General features: G+C 68.4%; 17 protein-coding genes. 6 read left to right on the plus strand and 11 right to left on the minus strand.

The window, feature by feature from the left end:
- Positions 1-15: 15 nt before the first annotated feature.
- A complete protein-coding gene (locus tag CQ047_RS00525) occupies positions 16-618 on the plus strand; it encodes a GNAT family N-acetyltransferase (protein ID WP_105672325.1) in 603 nt (200 codons plus the stop codon).
- Between the two features lie 10 nt (positions 619-628).
- Here CQ047_RS00525 and CQ047_RS00530 read toward each other — a convergent pair whose 3' ends face one another.
- Entirely contained in the window at positions 629-832 is a 204-nt protein-coding gene (locus tag CQ047_RS00530) for a hypothetical protein (RefSeq protein ID WP_181155782.1), read from the minus strand.
- Positions 833-885: 53 nt separating this feature from the next.
- Positions 886-1,890: a hypothetical protein gene (locus CQ047_RS00535; protein ID WP_105672326.1), complete on the minus strand. Its 1,005-nt coding sequence runs from the start codon at positions 1,888-1,890 to the stop codon at positions 886-888.
- A gap of 23 nt (positions 1,891-1,913) precedes the next feature.
- Between CQ047_RS00535 and pgi the strand changes: the two genes are divergently transcribed.
- Positions 1,914-3,593: a glucose-6-phosphate isomerase gene (gene pgi / locus CQ047_RS00540; RefSeq protein ID WP_105672327.1), complete on the plus strand. Its 1,680-nt coding sequence runs from the start codon at positions 1,914-1,916 to the stop codon at positions 3,591-3,593.
- Positions 3,594-3,624: 31 nt separating this feature from the next.
- On the opposite strand, the gene CQ047_RS00545 is transcribed toward pgi, so the two are convergent.
- From CQ047_RS00545 to CQ047_RS00565, 5 genes are all read right to left on the minus strand, one after another.
- Entirely contained in the window at positions 3,625-3,990 is a 366-nt protein-coding gene (locus CQ047_RS00545) for a cupin domain-containing protein (RefSeq protein ID WP_105672328.1), read from the minus strand.
- Entirely contained in the window at positions 3,987-4,952 is a 966-nt protein-coding gene (locus CQ047_RS00550) for an acyltransferase (protein ID WP_105672329.1), read from the minus strand. Before CQ047_RS00550 ends, CQ047_RS00545 begins: the two co-directional genes overlap by 4 nt.
- Before the next feature lie 89 nt (positions 4,953-5,041).
- Positions 5,042-6,406: an NAD-dependent succinate-semialdehyde dehydrogenase gene (locus CQ047_RS00555; RefSeq protein ID WP_105672330.1), complete on the minus strand. Its 1,365-nt coding sequence runs from the start codon at positions 6,404-6,406 to the stop codon at positions 5,042-5,044.
- 95 nt (positions 6,407-6,501) lie between these two features.
- Positions 6,502-7,236 (minus strand): cache domain-containing protein, encoded by a 735-nt coding sequence (locus CQ047_RS00560; RefSeq protein WP_105672331.1) that lies wholly within the window; start codon positions 7,234-7,236, stop codon positions 6,502-6,504.
- Entirely contained in the window at positions 7,220-7,987 is a 768-nt protein-coding gene (locus CQ047_RS00565) for a FadR/GntR family transcriptional regulator (RefSeq protein WP_105672332.1), read from the minus strand. The genes CQ047_RS00560 and CQ047_RS00565 overlap by 17 nt, the downstream gene beginning before the upstream one ends.
- A gap of 111 nt (positions 7,988-8,098) precedes the next feature.
- Between CQ047_RS00565 and CQ047_RS00570 the strand changes: the two genes are divergently transcribed.
- The 3 genes from CQ047_RS00570 to CQ047_RS00580 are packed head-to-tail and all read left to right on the plus strand — an operon-like array spanning position 8,099 to position 11,893.
- Positions 8,099-9,256 (plus strand): CaiB/BaiF CoA-transferase family protein, encoded by a 1,158-nt coding sequence (locus CQ047_RS00570; RefSeq protein ID WP_105672426.1) that lies wholly within the window; start codon positions 8,099-8,101, stop codon positions 9,254-9,256.
- Positions 9,253-10,443, plus strand: a complete 1,191-nt coding sequence (locus CQ047_RS00575; RefSeq protein ID WP_105672333.1) for an acyl-CoA dehydrogenase family protein — start codon at positions 9,253-9,255, stop codon at positions 10,441-10,443. The genes CQ047_RS00570 and CQ047_RS00575 overlap by 4 nt, the downstream gene beginning before the upstream one ends.
- 1 nt (position 10,444) lies before the next feature.
- Positions 10,445-11,893, plus strand: coding sequence for an aldehyde dehydrogenase (NADP(+)) (locus CQ047_RS00580; RefSeq protein WP_105672334.1), 1,449 nt, complete (start codon positions 10,445-10,447; stop codon positions 11,891-11,893).
- 66 nt (positions 11,894-11,959) lie between these two features.
- On the opposite strand, the gene CQ047_RS00585 is transcribed toward CQ047_RS00580, so the two are convergent.
- Positions 11,960-13,381, minus strand: coding sequence for an NAD(P)/FAD-dependent oxidoreductase (locus CQ047_RS00585; protein WP_105672335.1), 1,422 nt, complete (start codon positions 13,379-13,381; stop codon positions 11,960-11,962).
- Positions 13,382-13,587: 206 nt separating this feature from the next.
- Here CQ047_RS00585 and CQ047_RS00590 point away from each other — a divergent pair, with 206 nt between their 5' ends.
- Positions 13,588-14,283, plus strand: coding sequence for a TetR/AcrR family transcriptional regulator (locus tag CQ047_RS00590; protein WP_105672336.1), 696 nt, complete (start codon positions 13,588-13,590; stop codon positions 14,281-14,283).
- A 105-nt stretch (positions 14,284-14,388) separates the two neighbouring features.
- Here CQ047_RS00590 and nrdF read toward each other — a convergent pair whose 3' ends face one another.
- The 3 genes from nrdF to nrdI are packed head-to-tail and all read right to left on the minus strand — an operon-like array spanning position 14,389 to position 17,994.
- Positions 14,389-15,369, minus strand: coding sequence for a class 1b ribonucleoside-diphosphate reductase subunit beta (nrdF, locus tag CQ047_RS00595; RefSeq protein ID WP_105672337.1), 981 nt, complete (start codon positions 15,367-15,369; stop codon positions 14,389-14,391).
- A 31-nt stretch (positions 15,370-15,400) separates the two neighbouring features.
- Complete coding sequence (nrdE, locus tag CQ047_RS00600; RefSeq protein WP_105672338.1) at positions 15,401-17,545, minus strand: class 1b ribonucleoside-diphosphate reductase subunit alpha; 2,145 nt, start codon at positions 17,543-17,545, stop codon at positions 15,401-15,403.
- Positions 17,542-17,994, minus strand: a complete 453-nt coding sequence (nrdI, locus tag CQ047_RS00605) for a class Ib ribonucleoside-diphosphate reductase assembly flavoprotein NrdI (RefSeq protein WP_105672339.1) — start codon at positions 17,992-17,994, stop codon at positions 17,542-17,544. The genes nrdE and nrdI overlap by 4 nt, the downstream gene beginning before the upstream one ends.
- Position 17,995: the final 1 nt, after the last annotated feature.

The following is a 17,995-nucleotide window of genomic DNA, read 5'->3' on the forward strand; positions in this document are numbered from 1 at the left end:
TGGTTGAATGGCCGCATGGCATTCCGCACCGCTCCGCTCCCCGTCACCCTCACCGGACGCCTCGTCGAACTGCGCCCGCTCGACCGCTCGCACCACGACGGCCTCCTCGACGCCCTGCAGGAGGGCGACCTGTGGCAGACCGCCTGGTACACGTCCGTGCCGTCCCCCGACGGCCTCGCCGCGGAGATCGACCGCCGTCTCGGTCTGATCGAGTCGGGTGAGATGGTGCCGTTCACCGCGTTCGACGCGTCCGGCCGGGTGCTCGGCCTCACCTCGCTGTACGACCTGGTCGCCGATGTGCCCCGTGTGCACATCGGCTACACGTGGAATCGTCCTTCGGCGCATGGCACCGGCACGAACGCCGAATCGAAGCTGCTCCTGATGCAGCACGCGTTCGAGACGCTCGGCGCGTTCCGCGTCGGACTGACGACCCAGTGGGTGAACTTCCAGTCGCGCGCCGCCATAGAGCGACTCGGCGCCAAGCAGGACGGCGTGATGCGGGCGATGAGCCGCTACCGCAACGGCGCCCTGCGCGACAGCGTCGAGTACTCCGTCATCGAGCCGGAGTGGCCCGCCGTCAAGGCGAACCTCGAGGCGCGTCTCGCGAAGAGGCGCTGAGGCGCGGGGGCTACTCCGCGGCCTTGCCTGACCAGTTGTTCGAGCGGCGAGTGGCCGAGCCGCCCTGGCGCATCATGAACGCGAGAGACAGGCTCACGATCAGCAGGCCCGCGATGAACACGATCATCTGGAAGTCCTCGAGCGACTGTGCGAGACCCATCAGATAGATGCCTCCGAGGAAGAGAATCATGAAGAAGATGAAGCTGAGGATCACGGGGTCTCCTGTCGTAGCGGCCGTCTACCAGGATACCTCCGCCCGTTCGCTGCTCAGACCGCGCGCGAGAACGTGATGACCTCGTCCCGCCGGGACTTCGCCACGACGAGACCCGCGAGCTCCAACCTGCGGAAGACGCGTCGAGGCAGCACCGGCAGCTCGGAGGTGCGCCCGGGAGGCGCCTTGGCCAAGCCGGCGAACAGCGACAGGTCGACGCCAGGACCGCGCACCTCGATGCGCGCGTAGTCGCTGCGGCAGCGCCAGCGCAGGTGCTCCAGCTCGGAGAAGCGCACGACGGATGCCGAATCGCCGAGCCGGATGCGGATCTCGTCGTTCCCGAACGCCACCGTGCACTCCTTCGTGCGCTTCCTGAGCGTCGCGGTGAGCACGAGGTAGGCGGGGAGTCCGAGCACCAGCCCCATGAGGACGATCGCCAGACGGGGCGGGAAGCGCATCACGACGTCGCTGAATGAGATGAGCAGGGCGATGCCGATGAGGCCGACGAAGACCGTGATCCCGATGATCGACAGGGTCAGCTCGCGCATCCGCATCTCGATCGCCGGGAACCGCACGAACGAGCCGTCGCCGCGCTCATCGCGCTCCCACTCCGGAGGGACGCGCACCGGAGTCTTCTTGCGCTCGCGCCGGGTGAGGGCATCGGTCACCCTGCCCAGAAGACCCAGCACGATCCACCCCGTCGCGGGGATCGCCGCCATCCAGAGCACGAGGAGCACGCCCTTCACCGGGTCGGGGAGCGGGTCGAGCAGGCGCGACCCGTACTCCGTGACGACGAGCATGGTCGCCACCAGGACGACCGCGACGGCGAGGTGCAGCACGAGCCCGTTGCGCCGCATCCCGAAGGTCGCGTTGACGAACGCGAGGCCGAAGCACCACCCGCCGACGATCATGAGGAGGAACTGCGGGAGGTCGATGTCCTGCGTCCCCAGCGTCAGCGCGGTCGCGGCCGCGAGCAATGCCGTCCCCCAGAGCACCGGGTTGAACAGCATCCGCCGCCACAGCGGCACGACGATCCGTGCCGGTGCCGTCGTCTCGCTCATCTCCGCAATCCTAGGATGTACCCATGACCGCTCCCGTTGACCCGACCCGCACGTCCGCCTGGTCCGAGCTCACCGCGCTCCGCGGCGGGTTCGTCCCCGACCTTCGCGGCTGGTTCGCCGCCGACCCCGCGCGCGCGGAGCGCTTCTCGCTCCCCCTCGCCGATCTGCACGTCGACCTGTCGAAGAACCTCGTCACCGACGACGTGCTCGCAGCGCTCCTCCGCCTCGCGGAGGAGACCGGGGTCGCCGAGCGCTACGCCGCCATGCTCTCGGGGTCGCACCTCAACACCACCGAGGACCGCGCCGTGCTGCACACGGCGCTGCGCCGCCCCGCGAACGCCTCTCCGGCCCTCGTCGTCGACGGGCAGGATGTGGATGCCGATGTGCAGGAGGTGCTCGGCGCGCTCTCGGCGTTCGCCGACCGCGTCCGCTCCGGCGACTGGCGCGGCATCACCGGCAAGAGGGTGACGCACGTCGTGAACATCGGCATCGGCGGCTCCGACCTCGGCCCCGTCATGGTCTACGAGGCGCTCAAGCCCTACGCGGATGCCGGCATCCAGGCCCGTTTCGTGTCGAACATCGACCCGACCGACCTCGCGCAGAAGACGTCGGACCTCGACCCCGAGACGACGCTGTTCATCGTCGCGTCGAAGACTTTCACGACCCTGGAGACGCTCACCAACGCCCGGCTCGCCCGCGACTGGCTGTGGGCCGGTCTCACGGCATCCGGTGCGATCGACGGCGGCGAGCAGTCCCGCACCGATGCCGTCGCGCACCACTTCGTCGCGGTCTCCACCGCGCTCGACAAGGTCGCGGCCTTCGGGATCGACCCGACGAACGCCTTCGGCTTCTGGGACTGGGTGGGCGGCCGCTACTCGGTCGACTCCGCCATCGGCCTGTCGCTCGCGATCGCCCTCGGACCCGACACGTTCCGCGACCTGCTCGCGGGCTTCCACGCCGTCGACGAGCACGTGCGCACCACTCCACTGGAGCGCAACGTCCCGGTCCTGATGGGGCTCCTGAACGTCTGGTACGTGAACTTCTTCGACGCGCAGTCGCATGCGGTGCTCCCCTACGCGCAGCAGCTCAGCCGCTTCCCCGCGTACCTGCAGCAGCTCACCATGGAGTCCAACGGCAAGTCGGTGCGCTGGGACGGCACGCCCGTCACCACCGACACCGGAGAGGTCTTCTGGGGCGAGCCAGGGACGAACGGCCAGCACGCGTTCTACCAGCTGATCCACCAGGGCACCCGGCTGATCCCCGCCGACTTCATCGCCTTCGTGAACCCGGCCTACCCGCTCACCGACGGCGGGCAGGACGTGCACGCGCTGTTCCTGGCGAACTTCCTCGCGCAGACCAAGGCGCTCGCGTTCGGCAAGACGGCCGCCGAGGTCGAGGCCGAGGGCACCACGGGGGCTCTCGTCGCCGCCCGCACCTTCGCCGGGAACCGCCCGACGACGTCGATCTTCGCGCCGGCGCTCACCCCGCAGGTGCTCGGCCAGCTCATCGCGCTCTACGAGCACATCACGTTCACGCAGGGCACGATCTGGGGCATCAACTCGTTCGACCAGTGGGGCGTCGAGCTCGGCAAGCAGCTCGCCATGCAGATCGCCCCGGCGATCGAGGGCGACGCGGATGCCGTCGCGGCACAGGACCCGTCGACGAAGGCGCTGCTGGAGTACTACGCCGAGCACCGGAGCTAGCTCCCCGCCGCGGCGCGGAGGACCGGTCAGGTCAGCGGAGCTCTCGCAGCTCCGAGGTCATGTCGCCTCCGGCATCCCCTGTGTTGACCGTGCCCTTCGGCTCGAACAGGAGGGCATGGACCTCGTCGTCGGCCTTCGGGCAGTGCTCGACGCCGCGCGGCACCACGTACACGTCGTTCGGGCCGAGGACGACGTCGCCGTCGCGGAGCTGGATGGTCAGGGTGCCGCTGATCACCATGAACAGCTCATCGGTGTCGGGATGGGTGTGCCAGACGAACTCGCCCTGCAGCTTCACCACCTTGACGTCGTAGTCGTTCACGCTGGTCAGCCGATGCGGCTGCCAGTGCTCGGTGATGGCCGCGAGGGCGTCGTGCACGTTGCGAACGTCGTCTGTCATACGGCGGAGCCTATCGCCCGTGCGCCCCGCACCCTGGTCTGCCCGGTGATCCACGGGGAGAGCGGGGTGCGCAGCGCGACCAGCCCCAGGGCGAGCGGCACGAGGATGCCGAGGGCGAACTGCGCCCACGGCGGCGCCCCCAGCCAGAGCACGAGCGGATGCAGCAGGACCACGGTCAGCAGCGGCAGGGCGAGAAGAGTGCAGGCCCTGGAGAAGCGCCCGGGGCGCACGACGCTCTCGGCCACGAGGATCAGGCCGATCGCGATCGCGCTCGAGGCGAGAGCGGACACGGCTGGCGTGCCGTCGTCGCCGAGTTTGATGTCCAGCGGCGCCGCCGCGCCGACCGCGACGAGCGCGGCGCCGATGGTCAGGGCCACCACGCCGGAGACCAGCGGCATCGCGATCCGGTCCCGCACCCGACGCAGCGCATCGCCGACCAGCAGGTAGAGCAGACAGGTGGCGATGTAGCCGATGCCCAGGGGCGTGCGCGACAACGGTCCGCTCCACGCCCACGCCGCGAGGGCGCCCGCGATGCCGATGCCCCACTGCGCGGCGTACGGGAGCCGCTCCATCGCGCGGAACACGACGGCGGTGAAGAACAGGGCCGAGACGAACCACAGCGTCACGTAGGGCATCTGCGCGAACCGGCCGCCCTCCACACCCCCGGCGATCGTGTGCAGCGCATCGACCGGCTTCACGATCAGCAGCACCGCGGTCAGCACGGCGAACGCCGCCACGTAGGGGCGCCCGAGGCTGAGCGCGCGACGGAAGACCTCCGTGCGCAGCATCCGTCCGGGTTTCCAGAGGTACCCCGTCAGGATGAAGAACACGGCCACGTGCCACGAGTACAGCCACGCCTGCGTGACGTCCTTCGTGAACGCGTGCCCTGCGACGATCGCGGCGACCGCGAGGAGCCGCACGAGGTCGATCGCACCGGAACGGTCGGGGAGCTGATCGAGCATCACCCCAGTATTCGCCGCGCTCCCTATGAGCGCAGTGGGCTTGACGGATGCGTCCGAGCGACCCGTTCCCGCGACCCGATCCGATCCGATCAGCCGATGCGGATCATCTTCTTGTTCACGAACTCGTCGGCCCCGAAGCGGCCGAGCTCACGGCCGGAACCGCTGCGCTTGACGCCACCGAACGGCAGCTCGGCACCGTCGGCGCCGACGACGTTGACGAAGACCATGCCGGCCTCGATCCCATCGGCGACGCGCAGTGCCTGCTCGGGGTCGGTGGTGAAGACGTACGACCCGAGACCGAAGGGCGTGTCGTTGGCCAGCTCCACGGCCGCCGCCTCGTCGGCCACGCGGAAGACCTGGGCGACCGGGCCGAAGAACTCCTCATGGAACGCGTCGCTGCCGGGAGCCACGTCCGTCAGGATCGTCGCCGAGTAGTAGTTCTCCCGACGAGTGCCGCCCGAGTGCAGCGTGGCCCCCTGGGCGACCGCGCGGTCGACCTGCTCGGCGAGGATCTCGGCGGCACGAGCCGACGAGAGCGGCCCGAGAGCGGTGCCCTCCTGCGCGGGGTCGCCCTCGACGACCGCGTTCATCGCTGCGGTGAACCTGTCGAGGAACGGCTGGTAGAGCTCGTCGACGATGATGAAGCGCTTCGCCGCGTTGCACGCCTGTCCGTTGTTGTCGACGCGGGCGAGCACGGCAGCCTCCACGGTCGCGTCGAGATCGTCGGTGGAGAGCAGGATGAACGGGTCGGATCCGCCGAGCTCGAGCACGACCTTCTTCAGGTGGCGTCCCGCGATCTCCGCGACCTTGGCTCCGGCGCGCTCGGACCCGGTGAGCGAGATGCCCTGCACACGCGGATCGGCGATGACCGTCTCGATCTGATCGTGCGAGGCGTAGAGGTTGACGTACGCCCCCTGCGGGTACCCCGCGTCGAGGAAGATCCTCTCGATCGCCGCGGCGGACTCGGGGCACTGCTCGGCGTGCTTGAGCAGGATCGGGTTGCCGATCACGAGGTTCGGGCCCGCGAAACGCGCGACCTGGTAGTACGGGAAGTTCCACGGCATGATGCCCAGCAGGACGCCGAGCGCAGAGCGGCGCACGAAGGCCGACCCCTCTCCGGCGAGGAGCTCGATCGGCTCATCCGCCAGCAGCGACTCGGCGTTGTCGGCGTAGTACTCGAAGATCGCGCTGGCGAACTCCACCTCTCCGACGGCCTGCTCGATCGGCTTGCCCATCTCGCGGACGATGATCTCGCCGAGCTCCTGGGCGCGCTCGGCGTGCAGCTCGGCCACGCGGCGCATCAGCGCCGCCCGCTCGGCCACCGTCGACGTCTTGGTCCAGGTGAGCCGCACCCGCTCGGCATCCGCGATCGCCTGTTGGAGGGCGTCTTCGCCGATGGTGTCGTACGTGCGCTCGATGACGCCGGTCGTCGGGTTCGTCACTGCGTAGGTCATGGGGCTCCTTCGATCCATGCGGGCGCGCGCTCGATCCGCACGCTGTTGAAAAAAGATACTACACAGGATGTTTCAGGATAAGACGTGACCCCTGATCATCCTCGCACCGGGTCCGGCTGCGGGTCCATGACGACCGCGAACGGCGCGCTGCGGCACGCCAGCGCGGCGCCGTCCTGCCATCGAGCCCGCGAGCCCGGCACGATCTCCGGCACCGTGGAGAGCACCACCCGGCCACCCGCTCCGACCAGCGCCAGCGGGGCGGAAGAAGCGGCGAAACCGGGAAGGAGTTCGCGCTCGAGGGTGCTCACGGCGATGTCGGCGCCCACGACGCCGACCACGGTCGCGGATTCCGACGCCCCCGACGACAGCGGCATCGTCACTGTCACGATGTAGTCGCAGGTGCACAGATGATCGACATAGGGCCCGGTGACATGAGCCCGCCTGGTGTCGACGGGCACGCGATACCACTCGCGATCACGGAAGTCCCGCACGTACTCGACGTAGCCGCGGGCGGACAGGTCGAGCGGCGTGGGCTCTGTCGTGGTGCGAAGCACCGGGTTGGTGCTGAGGGGCCCCAGCCACCACGCGAAGTGCATTCCGCCCGGCCCCTCGGATGCGTCGTCCGCGATCGCACCGGCACCGACGAGGAGCGGATTCGCGCGCGCCAGCTCCGGCACCACCAGAGACTCCACGCAGGCATCGAGTTCGACACGGCGGTCTCCCCCCTCGGCCAGCACCTGCTCTGCGCGCTCCCGCCAGCCGTGCAGGGTCGCCACGACGCCGTCGAAGAGGTCGTCGGCGTGCGCCGCGGCGTCAGCTCGCGCGTCCATCGCTCACCTCCTGCCGAGCGCCCTCGATGCGGCTGGCCAGCACGCGCCGGAGGAGCGCCTGCTCGAGCGCTTCCACCGCAGAGCGCGCAGCCCCCGGCTGCCGCCGCTGGACCGCACGGAGGATGCGCCGATCGGCTGCTCTGACGTCGCTCCGCGTGGCCTCGTCGTCGAGACCCGCCAGCAGCACGGAACCCGACTCCGCCTGGAGACGGATCTGCTCGCGCACGAGTCGCGGAGACTGGCTCAGCACGGCGAGCTCGAGCTGGAAGCCGCCCTGGTTCATCCGCGCAGCCGCAGCCGAGGAGTAGTCCGCCGCATCCAGCCAGCGCGTCACTCTGGCGACCTCGTCCTCGGTGGCGCGCTCTGCGGCGGCGGCCGCCGATGCGGACGCGAGCGCTCCGAAGATCACGGCGATGTCGGCGAGCTCCATCGGACTCAGACGCCGCACTCTGGCAGCGAGCATGTCGTCCTGGTCTCCGCCCTGCCCGACGACGAAGCTCCCTCCTCCGCGACCGCGGCGGGTCTCCAGAACCCCGGCCGTGCGGAGGATCCCGAGGGCCTCGCGCACCGTGATGAGCGCCACGCCGAAGCGGCGCACCAGCTCCGGCTCGCTGGGCAGCCGCTCACCGGGCTGCAGCACACCGAGCGCGATGCCGTCGGCGAGCCGCTGCGCCACCTGCTCCGCGCGACCGGCGTCGGTGAGCTGAGCGAACACGGCCGCCTTCACGCCGGGTCCAAGGTTCGAGGGCATGTCCTCACGATAGTCGAGCCCGGCCTCGCCGAACGCTTGAGTGCTTTGAAAGATTCCATATAGGATCAATACCGGTTGCACGCTGCACCCGACATGCGAAGGCGGATGACGATGACCGATTCAGCGCGCTCCGGACGACACGGAGTCCTCGACGGCGTGCGCGTCGCGGACTTCTCCCGGGTGCTGGCCGGCCCCTACGCCACGATGACTCTGGCCGACTTCGGCGCCGACGTCCTGAAGATCGAGCCGCCGCTCGGCGACGACACCCGGCACTGGCTGCCTCCGATCGACGAGAACGGGATGGCCACCTACTTCGGCAGCGTGAACCGCAACAAGCGCTCTGTCGCGCTCGACCTGACCGACGAGGCGGATCGCGCGCGTGCACTGCGGCTGGCGGCATCCGCCGATGTCGTCGTCGAGAACTTCCGTCCAGGCGTGATGGCGCGTTTCGGCCTGGACCACGACGCCGTGCGCGCGGTTAATCCGGCCGTCGTCTACTGCTCGATCACCGGTTTCGGCGACGGGGCCGGCGCCGCCCTGGCCGGCTACGACCTGCTCGTGCAGGCCGTGGGAGGGCTGATGTCGATCACCGGAGACCCCGACGGCCCTGCGGCCAAGGCCGGTGTCGCTCTGGTCGACGTGCTGTGCGGGCAGAACGCTGTCGCGGGGATCCTCCTCGCACTCCGCGAGCGCGACCGCAGCGGGGTCGGGCAGCGGATCCAGGTCGACCTCCTGCACAGCCTGCTGTCGGCTCTGACCAACCAGGCCGCCTCCACCCTCGCCACCGGCACGCCCCCGCGGCGCCTCGGCAACGAGCATCCGTCGATCGCGCCGTACGCGCTGTTCCGCGCCGCCGATCGCGACCTCGTGATCGCCGTCGGCAACGACAAGCAGTTCCGCGCGCTGTCCGCGGCGCTCGATCTGGCGGGGCTTCCGACAGATCCGCGCTTCGCGAGCAACGCCGACCGCGTCGCGCACCGCGACGAGCTCACCGCCATCCTCGAGAATCGCCTGGCGACCGCCCCGGCGACGGAGTGGGTCGCGCACCTGAGCGCCGCGGGCATCCCCGCCGGCCTCGTGAACGACGTGGCCGAGGCCATCGCCTTCGCCGAACGGCTCGGGCTGGACCCGGTCGTCGAGCTCGGCGCATCGCGCACGATCGCGAGTCCGATCGGTCTGAGCGAGACCCCCGCGGACTACCGCACCGCGCCCCCTGAACTGAACGACGCGCACCCCGCCGCATGGCTCACCGGAGAGGAACTCCCATGACACACGCCCCCCGCATCGACACCGTGTTCGACTTCGACGCGCTGCTCACCGACGAAGAACGCGACTGGCAGCAGCGAGCGCGAGCGTTCGCGCAGGAGCGCATCCAGCCGGTCATCGAGCAGGACTTCGAGGACGCGCACTTCCGTCGAGAGCTGATTCCCGAGCTCGGAGCACAGGGCTTCCTCGGCATGCACATCAGCGGATACGGATGCGCGGGCGCTGGCGCCGTGTCGTACGGTCTGGTGTGCCTGGAGCTGGAGGCTGCAGACAGCGGCTGGCGCACCTTCGTATCGGTCCAGGGTTCGCTGGCGATGAGCGCGATCGCCAAGTACGGCTCCGAAGAGCAGAAGCAGCAGTGGCTGCCGCGGATGGCGACGGGAGAGGCCGTCGGATGCTTCGCCCTCACCGAACCCCAGGGCGGGAGCGACCCCGCAGCGATGACCACCACCGCTCGGCGCGACGGCGACGGCTGGGTGATCGACGGCGCCAAGCGCTGGATCGGACTGGCGTCGCTCGCCGACGTCGCGATCGTCTGGGCGCGCGTCGACGACCCCGCGTACGGCGAAGGGGGACGCGCGGTGCGCGGCTTCCTGGTTCCGACGAGCACGCCCGGCTTCACGGCGACGCCGATCGCAGGAAAGCTGTCGATGCGCGCATCCGTGCAGTGCGATGTCACGCTCGACGGCGTGCGGCTGCCGAGCGACGCGATCCTCCCCGGCGCCGAAGGGCTCTCCGGCCCGTTCGGGTGCCTGAACGAAGCGCGGTACGGGATCATCTGGGGCGCCATGGGCGCCGCCCGCAGCTGCCTGGAGGCGGCGCTCGAGCGATCGATCTCCCGCGAGGTGTTCGGCAAGCCGATCGGCGCGAACCAGCTCACCCAGGCCAAGCTCGCCGACATGCTGCTCGAGGTCGAGAAGGGCACGCTCCTCGCGCTGCACCTCGGCAGGCTGAAGGAGCGCGGCGCTCTGACCGCGGCGCAGATCTCCGTCGGCAAGCTGAACAGCGTGCGCGAGGCGCTGAAGATCGCGCACCAGGCCCGCACGATCCTCGCGGGAGACGGGATCACGAACGAGTTCCCGGTGATGCGGCATGCCGCCAACCTCGAGTCCGTGCGCACCTACGAGGGCACCGACGAGATCCACCAGCTCGTCATCGGACGCGCCCTGACCGGCCTGAGCGCGTTCTGACATGAGTGCGCACGATGCCATGGAGGATGCCGTCCTCGCTGCCGCCCGTTCCGGCCTCGCCGAGTCCTCGCGCGCCGATCGCGCGGTGTGGCTGCGCGCGATCGCCGATGCGCTCACCGCGCACGCCGACGAGCTGATCGCCCTCGCCCACGTCGAGACCCATCTGAGCCTCGCGAGACTCGGCGGAGAAGTCGTGCGCACCGCCACCCAGTTGCGCTTCTTCGCCGACGTGATCAGCGAGGGCTCCTACCTGGAGGCCACGTTGGACAGCCCTGACCCCGCACTGATCCCGCCTCGGCCCGACCTGCGCCGCATCCTGCGGCCGCTCGGGGTGGTCGCGGTGTTCGCCGCGTCGAACTTCCCGTTCGCGTTCTCCGTGCTCGGCAACGACACCGCCTCAGCGCTGGCCGCGGGCTGCCCCGTCGTCGTGAAAGCCCACCCGGGCCACCCCGGGCTGTCCCGCCGGGTGGCCGAGATCGCCCGCGAGGCGCTCGTCGCCGCGAACGGCCCCGCAGACGCGCTGACGCTCGTGGAGGGCGTCAGCGCAGGAGCCGCACTCGTCCAGCATCCGCTCATCGCCGCCGTCGGATTCACCGGATCCACCCGCGGAGGGCGCGCGCTGTTCGACCTCACCTCCGCCCGCCGCGCGCCGATCCCGTTCTACGGCGAGCTCGGCTCGGTGAATCCGGTCGTGATCACGCCGCGGGCGGTCGCGGCATCCGGCGCCGGCATCGCGGCCGGCCTGGCCGGCTCGTTCACGCGCGACGGCGGGCAGTACTGCACCAAGCCGGGGCTGGTGTTCGTGCCGCCGAGCGCCGAGTTCGACGAGGCGCTGACCGCAGCCGTCGCCGCGTCAGCCGGGCAGCAACTGCTCACCAGCGGGATCTCCTCCGCGTTCGGGGAGGGCGCGGCGGAGCTCGAGGCGGAAGCCGACGTGGAGGTTCTCGCGCAGGCGCCGTCCGTGGACGGGGAGGCCGCGCCCGTGGTCGCCGCGATCGGCGCCGACGCCTTCCTCGCAGAGCCGGAGAGGTTCCAGCAGGAGCACTTCGGTCCGCTCACCCTGCTGGTGCGGTACGACTCCGCCGCACAGCTCGACGCCGCCCTGGCCGTGCTCGAGGGGAGCCTGACCGGCACGGTCTGGTACGCACCGGACGACGACGATGACGCTCTCGTCTCGGCGGCGACGACGGCGCTGTCACGGATCGCCGGGCGCGTGCTCTACAACGGCTGGCCGACCGGCGTCGCGATCGCGTGGAGCCAGCACCACGGCGGCCCCTGGCCGGCATCCACGGCGTCCGTGCACACCTCGGTCGGGGCGACGGCGATCCGACGATTCCTCACTCCGATCGCGTACCAGGACGCCCCGCAGAGCGTGCTCCCGGCGGAGCTGCGCGACGGCAACCCGCTGTCGGTGCCGCGTCGCGAGGACGGACGTCCGGTCGGGGGCTGACCCGCTGCGGAGGAACGACGAAGGGCGGTGCCGATCGGCACTGCCCTTCGTCCTGTCGCGTCGAGGTCACACGCGTTCGGAAAGAGCCTCCACGATCCGCGCTGCCGTGTCCGTGCCGATCCGTACACCGCCGTCGACGTGCTGGTATCCGCTGCCCTGGATGTCGCTGCTCGCGAAGAACATCGGCCCGACCGGCTGGTTCTGCTGGTGACCCCAGCGGCTCAGACCGCCCAGATCGTAGCTCGTGGCGAATGCTCCGCGGGTCCACTGCTCGCTCCCCCAGTCGGAGACGTAGGAGGCCACGGGCTGCGTCGCCTCCTCGCCGAAGTACGCGGCGAACGAGTTCAGGATCGCGCGGCGACGTTCCTCCTCAGGGAGCGCCCAGGCGCGGTCCGCGGCCTCCCCCGCGATGAATCCGACGAGCATTCCTCTGCTCTCGTGCGGAGAGCTGTTGTCGTAGACCTCGCAGACGAGCTCGTGGGAGGCGAAGCCGGTCCCACTGAGACCTCGATCGCGCCAGAAGGGACGATCGTAGGCGGCCTGCACCTTGATCACGAGACCCATCGACACGTGCTGATGAGCGACCTGCCTCTCTCTCGGCAGCTCCGGCACGTAGTCGATGCGCGAGTACAGGTTCGGCGGGACCGCCACGACCGCGAAGCGCGCCCGCACCCGCAGTCCGTCGCTGACGGCGAGCACCTCACCGGGTGCGCCGTCGCCGTCCGCACTCCAGTGCAGCGAGCGCACGGGGGCGTTCACGCGCACGACGTCCGCGCCCAGTTCGGCGGCGATCTGCTCCGAGACCGACTGCATGCCTCCGACCACGCGCTCGTCCAGCAGCAGATCCTCGTCGATGAGGTTTCCGAAGTTCTCCGCCGAGGCGATCATCAGCAGCGCCTGCAGCACGGAGAAGGCATGTGCAGGCTTGGTGAGCATTCCGGCGGCGATGTAGTGCTCGACGATGCGACGGGCCTGAGGGTCACCGGAATGCTCGGAGAGCCAGGTGGCGAACGAGATCCGATCCAGCTCCGCCGCCCGAGGGTGCGCCCAGGGCGCGCTCACGTCCATCTGCGCCGCCAGCTCGTCCAGCCCCTCGACCAGACGCCCGATCTCGGCAAGCGTGGCCGGAGCGACCGGGAAGTCCCCGTCGAACTCGTGGCGCACCCCGTCGGGGGTCACGAAGACGGAGTCGCCCTCTCGGTACCGGCGGAAGGTCTCCTTGCCCAGCTCGGCGAGCAGGTCCTTCAGCGCAGTCTGCTCGACCGAGATCCACTGCCCGCCGATCTCGAAGAACGAGCCGTCGATCGTCTGAGACCAGGTGCGTCCGCCCACGCGATCCCTGGCCTCGAGCACGGCGACCGAATGCCCGGCCTGCGTCAGGCGGCGCGCGGTGACGAGACCGGATATGCCCGCACCGATCACCACGACGTCACGGTCGAGGACCTCCGTTTCGTCCACGTCTCCGGCAGTGGCTCGTGCACCCGTCATGGTCTTCCTCTCGCTCCGGACCGCGCAGGGCGGACCCGCTCACAGCGTGGCCGGAGTACCGAGCCGAATCAGCGCTGATGGCCCTCCGAGCCTAGGCAAGCGGTCGCATCACGCTCCAGGAGATCACCGGGAACGTACATTTATCGGCCCTAGGAGCGCATAGAATCAGCTCAAGCTCACTTCAAATCGTTCATTAATGAGGGCCCATGTCGACATCGCGTGCCGCCGCTGCGCCGTCCGTCCGGCGCGCGCCGGGAAGGCCCCGCGAGCGCGTGCTCGATCGCGACCTGATCGCCGAGGCGGCGTTCGCCGAGATCCGCGCCGCGGGGATCCGCGGACTCACGATGCGTGCGCTCGCGCGACGACTGGGGGTGACTCCCAGTGCCCTCTACAACCACGTCTCCTCCCGTGACGACGTGCTGGCGCTGCTGCAGGAGCGCTTCGCTGCGACCGTGGACACGACAGGCTTCGGCGTCGTGCCCCTTCGCGAGGCGCTCTCCCGCTGGGCCTGGAGCTATCTGGAGAGTCTTCGCGCACGTCCGGAGCTGGTGCCGCTCATCGTCGCGGTCCCTCTGGCTCATACGCCCTACACGGCGCTGATGTATCAGCGCGTGGTGACCGGGTTCACCGAGGCGGGATGGCCGGACGAGAGCATCATCACCGCGATGAGCATCCTGGAGACCTACATCTTCGGCGCCACCGCCGATTCGGACTCCCCGGATGACGTGTATCAGCCCAAGGATCCGGGCCGCTCTCCCGTGCTGGCGCGTACGGCGACGGCGTTCGCCGCCACGGTGGCCGAACGCGACCTGCCACCGCGTGACCTGCTGTTCACGATCGGCCTCGATGCGCTCCTGACCGGGATGCACCACCGCTGGGGGGCGAGCGGACGCGCCCGTTGACGCAGAACACGGCGGACACGACGAAGGCCCCAGGGTGTTCGCTCGGCTCGAGCGAACACCCTGGGGCCTTTCGTCGTCACAGACTCTGCGACTGATCGGCTCGGTCTAGAAGTCCCAGTCGTCGTCTTCCGTGGCCTCGGCCTTGCCGATGACGTAAGACGAACCCGAGCCGGAGAAGAAGTCGTGGTTCTCGTCGGCGTTCGGCGAGAGCGCCGACAGGATCGCCGGGTTCACGTTCGTGACCGTCGACGGGAACATCGCCTCGTACCCGAGGTTCATCAGCGCCTTGTTGGCGTTGTAGTGCAGGAACTTCTTGACGTCTTCGGTGAGGCCGACGCCGTCGTAGAGGTCCTGCGTGTACTGCACCTCGTTGTCGTAGAGCTCGAACAGCAGGTTGAAGGTGTAGTCCTTCAGCTCCTGACGACGCTCCTCGGTCTCGTTCTCGAGCCCCTTCTGGAACTTGTAGCCGATGTAGTACCCGTGCACGGCCTCATCACGGATGATGAGGCGGATCAGGTCGGCCGTGTTCGTCAGCTTCGCCTTCGACGACCAGTAGATCGGCAGGTAGAACCCCGAGTAGAACAGGAACGACTCGAGCAGCGTCGAGGCGACCTTGCGCTTGAGCGGGTCGTCGCCCTGGTAGTAGTCCATGATGATCTGGGCCTTCTTCTGAAGGTTCGGATTCTCGGTGGACCAGCGGAACGCCTCGTCGATCTCCTTGGTCGACGCGAGCGTCGAGAAGATCGAGGAGTAGCTCTTCGCGTGCACCGACTCCATGAACGCGATGTTGGTGTACACCGCCTCCTCGTGCGGAGTGATCGCGTCGGGGATCAGCGACACGGCGCCGACGGTGCCCTGGATCGTGTCGAGCAGCGTCAGGCCGGTGAACACGCGCATCGTGAGCAGCTGCTCATCAGCAGTCAGCGTGTTCCACGACTGGATGTCGTTCGACAGCGGCACCTTCTCCGGCAGCCAGAAGTTGTTCACCAGACGGTTCCAGACCTCGAGGTCCTTGTCGTCGATGATGCGGTTCCAGTTGATCGCCTGAACGCTGTCGACCAGCTTGATCGGGGTGTGGGGAGTCATCTTCTCGTCGTTTCTCGGGTTCAGGGACAGGTCAGAGCATGCAGGAGACGCACTCGGTCATGTCGGTGCCCTCGAGCGCCATCTGACGCAGACGGATGTAGTAGATCGTCTTGATGCCCTTGCGCCATGCGTAGATCTGCGCCTTGTTGATGTCGCGCGTGGTGGCGGTGTCCTTGAAGAACAGCGTCAGCGACAGGCCCTGGTCGACGTGCTGCGTGGCGGCGGCGTACGTGTCGATGACCTTCTCGTAGCCGATCTCGTACGCGTCCTGGTAGTACTCCAGGTTGTCGTTCGTCATGAACGCAGCCGGGTAGTAGACGCGACCGAGCTTGCCTTCCTTGCGGATCTCGATCTTCGACGCGATCGGGTGGATCGACGACGTCGAGTTGTTGATGTACGAAATCGAACCGGTCGGCGGCACGGCCTGCAGGTTCTGGTTGTAGATGCCGTGCTCCTGGATCGACGCCTTGAGCGCGACCCAGTCCTCCTGCGTCGGGATGTGCTTGCCCGCGAAGAGCTCCTTGACCTTCTCGGTCGCCGGCACCCACGCCTGATCGATGTACTTGTCGAAGAACTCCCCCGACGCGTAGGTCGAGTCCTCGAACCCGTCGAACGCCTGCTTGCGCTCGATCGCGAGGTTGTTCGAGGCGCGCAGCGCGTGGAACAGCACCGTGTAGAAGTAGATGTTCGTGAAGTCGATGCCCTCTTCGGAGCCGTAGTACACGTGCTCGCGAGCGAGGTAGCCGTGCAGGTTCATCTGGCCGAGGCCGATCGCGTGGGAGCGGTCGTTGCCGTCCTCGATCGAGCGCACGGAGCGGATGTGGCTCTGGTCGCTGACCGCGCTCAGCGCGCGGATCGCCGTCTCGACCGTCTGGCCGAGGTCATCGGCATCCATCGACAGCGCGATGTTCATCGAGCCGAGGTTGCAGGAGATGTCCTTGCCGATCTGGTCGTACGACAGGTCGTCGTTGTACGTGGTCGGCGTGTTCACCTGCAGGATCTCGCTGCAGAGGTTGGACATGTTGATGCGGCCCTTGATCGGGTTGGCCTTGTTCACCGTGTCCTCGAACATGATGTACGGGTAGCCCGACTCGAACTGGATCTCGGCGATCGTCTGGAAGAACTCGCGCGCGTTGATCTTCGTCTTCTTGATGCGAGGGTCGTCGACCATCTCGCGGTACTTCTCGGTGACGGAGATGTCGCCGAACGGCACCCCGTAGACCTTCTCGACGTCGTACGGCGAGAAGAGGTACATGTCCTCGCCGTTCTTCGCGAGCTCGAACGTGATGTCGGGCACGACGACGCCGAGCGACAGCGTCTTGATGCGGATCTTCTCGTCGGCGTTCTCGCGCTTGGTGTCGAGGAACCGCATGATGTCGGGGTGGTGCGCGTTGAGGTACACCGCGCCGGCGCCCTGACGGGCACCGAGCTGGTTGGCGTAGCTGAAGGAGTCTTCGAGCAGCTTCATCACGGGGATGATGCCGGAGGACTGGTTCTCGATCTGCTTGATCGGCGCACCCGCCTCGCGGATGTTCGAGAGCAGCAGCGCCACGCCGCCGCCGCGCTTGGAGAGCTGGAGGGCGGAGTTGATGCCGCGGGCGATCGACTCCATGTTGTCTTCGATGCGCAGGAGGAAGCAGCTGACGAGCTCGCCACGCTGCGCCTTGCCCGCGTTGAGGAACGTCGGGGTCGCCGGCTGGAAGCGGCCGGAGATGATCTCCTCGACCAGCGCGACGGCGAGCTTCTCGTCGCCGTCGGCGAGGCCGAGGGCGGTCATCACGACGCGGTCCTCGAAGCGCTCGAGGTAGCGCTTGCCGTCGAACGTCTTGAGCGTGTAGCTCGTGTAGTACTTGAAGGCCCCGAGGAACGTCTCGAAGCGGAACTTCTTGCCGTACGCGAGATCGTTGAGCTTCTGGATGAACTCCATCGAGTACCGCTCGATCACGGCGGGCTCGTAGTACTCCTTCTCGACGAGGTAGTCGAGCCGCTCCTTGAGCGAGTGGAAGAACACCGTGTTCTGGTTGACGTGCTGCAGGAAGTACTCCCGCGCCGCGCGCTTGTCGGCGTCGAACTGGATCTTGCCGTCCGCGTCGTACAGGTTCAGCATCGCGTTGAGCGCGTGATAGTCGAGGCCCTCATAGTTGGGGTTGGCCTTGAACGCCACTGTCTCGGTCACTGCGTCCTGCTCGTCAACTGTGGTACCCACCGTCGCTCCAATCCGTCGGTCACCCGATCGACATCGTCCTGTGTGCCGAAGATTTCGAGCCGGTACAAGTGAGGCACGTGGCACTTGCGGCTGATGATTTCGCCGGCGAGGCAGAAGGACTCGCCGAAGTTGGTGTTGCCCGCGGAGATGACTCCGCGGATGTGACGCCGGTTGTTCTCGTCGTTGAGGAACCGGATCACCTGTTTGGGCACGGCTCCGCGCTCGACGCCGCGCCCCTCACCCCCGCCATAGGTGGGGGTGACGAGCACGAACGGCTCGTCGATGACGAGCGGTTCTTCCTGCGGTCGAAGCGGAATACGACGGGCCGGAAGCCCGAGCTTCTCGACGAAGCGTGCGGTGTTGCCCGACACGCTGGAGAAGTAGACCAGGAGCGGCGCAGCGGTCGCGACGGCGCTCATG

The sequence above is a fragment of the Microbacterium sp. MYb72 genome, assembly GCF_002979415.1.
Classification (GTDB): domain Bacteria; phylum Actinomycetota; class Actinomycetes; order Actinomycetales; family Microbacteriaceae; genus Microbacterium; species Microbacterium natoriense.

Excerpts from the sequence above, each read along its gene's own strand:
- CQ047_RS00525 (WP_105672325.1), top strand. The coding sequence starts at position 16 with ATGGCATTCCGCACCGCTCCGCTCCCCGTCACCCTCACCGGACGCCTC.
- CQ047_RS00535 (WP_105672326.1), bottom strand. The coding sequence starts at position 1,890 with ATGAGCGAGACGACGGCACCGGCACGGATCGTCGTGCCGCTGTGGCGG.
- pgi (WP_105672327.1), top strand. The coding sequence starts at position 1,914 with ATGACCGCTCCCGTTGACCCGACCCGCACGTCCGCCTGGTCCGAGCTC.
- CQ047_RS00545 (WP_105672328.1), bottom strand. The coding sequence starts at position 3,990 with ATGACAGACGACGTTCGCAACGTGCACGACGCCCTCGCGGCCATCACC.
- CQ047_RS00550 (WP_105672329.1), bottom strand. The coding sequence starts at position 4,952 with ATGCTCGATCAGCTCCCCGACCGTTCCGGTGCGATCGACCTCGTGCGG.
- CQ047_RS00555 (WP_105672330.1), bottom strand. The coding sequence starts at position 6,406 with ATGACCTACGCAGTGACGAACCCGACGACCGGCGTCATCGAGCGCACG.
- CQ047_RS00560 (WP_105672331.1), bottom strand. The coding sequence starts at position 7,236 with ATGGACGCGCGAGCTGACGCCGCGGCGCACGCCGACGACCTCTTCGAC.
- CQ047_RS00565 (WP_105672332.1), bottom strand. The coding sequence starts at position 7,987 with ATGCCCTCGAACCTTGGACCCGGCGTGAAGGCGGCCGTGTTCGCTCAG.
- CQ047_RS00570 (WP_105672426.1), top strand. The coding sequence starts at position 8,099 with ATGACCGATTCAGCGCGCTCCGGACGACACGGAGTCCTCGACGGCGTG.
- CQ047_RS00575 (WP_105672333.1), top strand. The coding sequence starts at position 9,253 with ATGACACACGCCCCCCGCATCGACACCGTGTTCGACTTCGACGCGCTG.
- CQ047_RS00580 (WP_105672334.1), top strand. The coding sequence starts at position 10,445 with ATGAGTGCGCACGATGCCATGGAGGATGCCGTCCTCGCTGCCGCCCGT.
- CQ047_RS00585 (WP_105672335.1), bottom strand. The coding sequence starts at position 13,381 with ATGACGGGTGCACGAGCCACTGCCGGAGACGTGGACGAAACGGAGGTC.
- CQ047_RS00590 (WP_105672336.1), top strand. The coding sequence starts at position 13,588 with ATGTCGACATCGCGTGCCGCCGCTGCGCCGTCCGTCCGGCGCGCGCCG.
- nrdF (WP_105672337.1), bottom strand. The coding sequence starts at position 15,369 with ATGACTCCCCACACCCCGATCAAGCTGGTCGACAGCGTTCAGGCGATC.
- nrdI (WP_105672339.1), bottom strand. The coding sequence starts at position 17,994 with ATGAGCGCCGTCGCGACCGCTGCGCCGCTCCTGGTCTACTTCTCCAGC.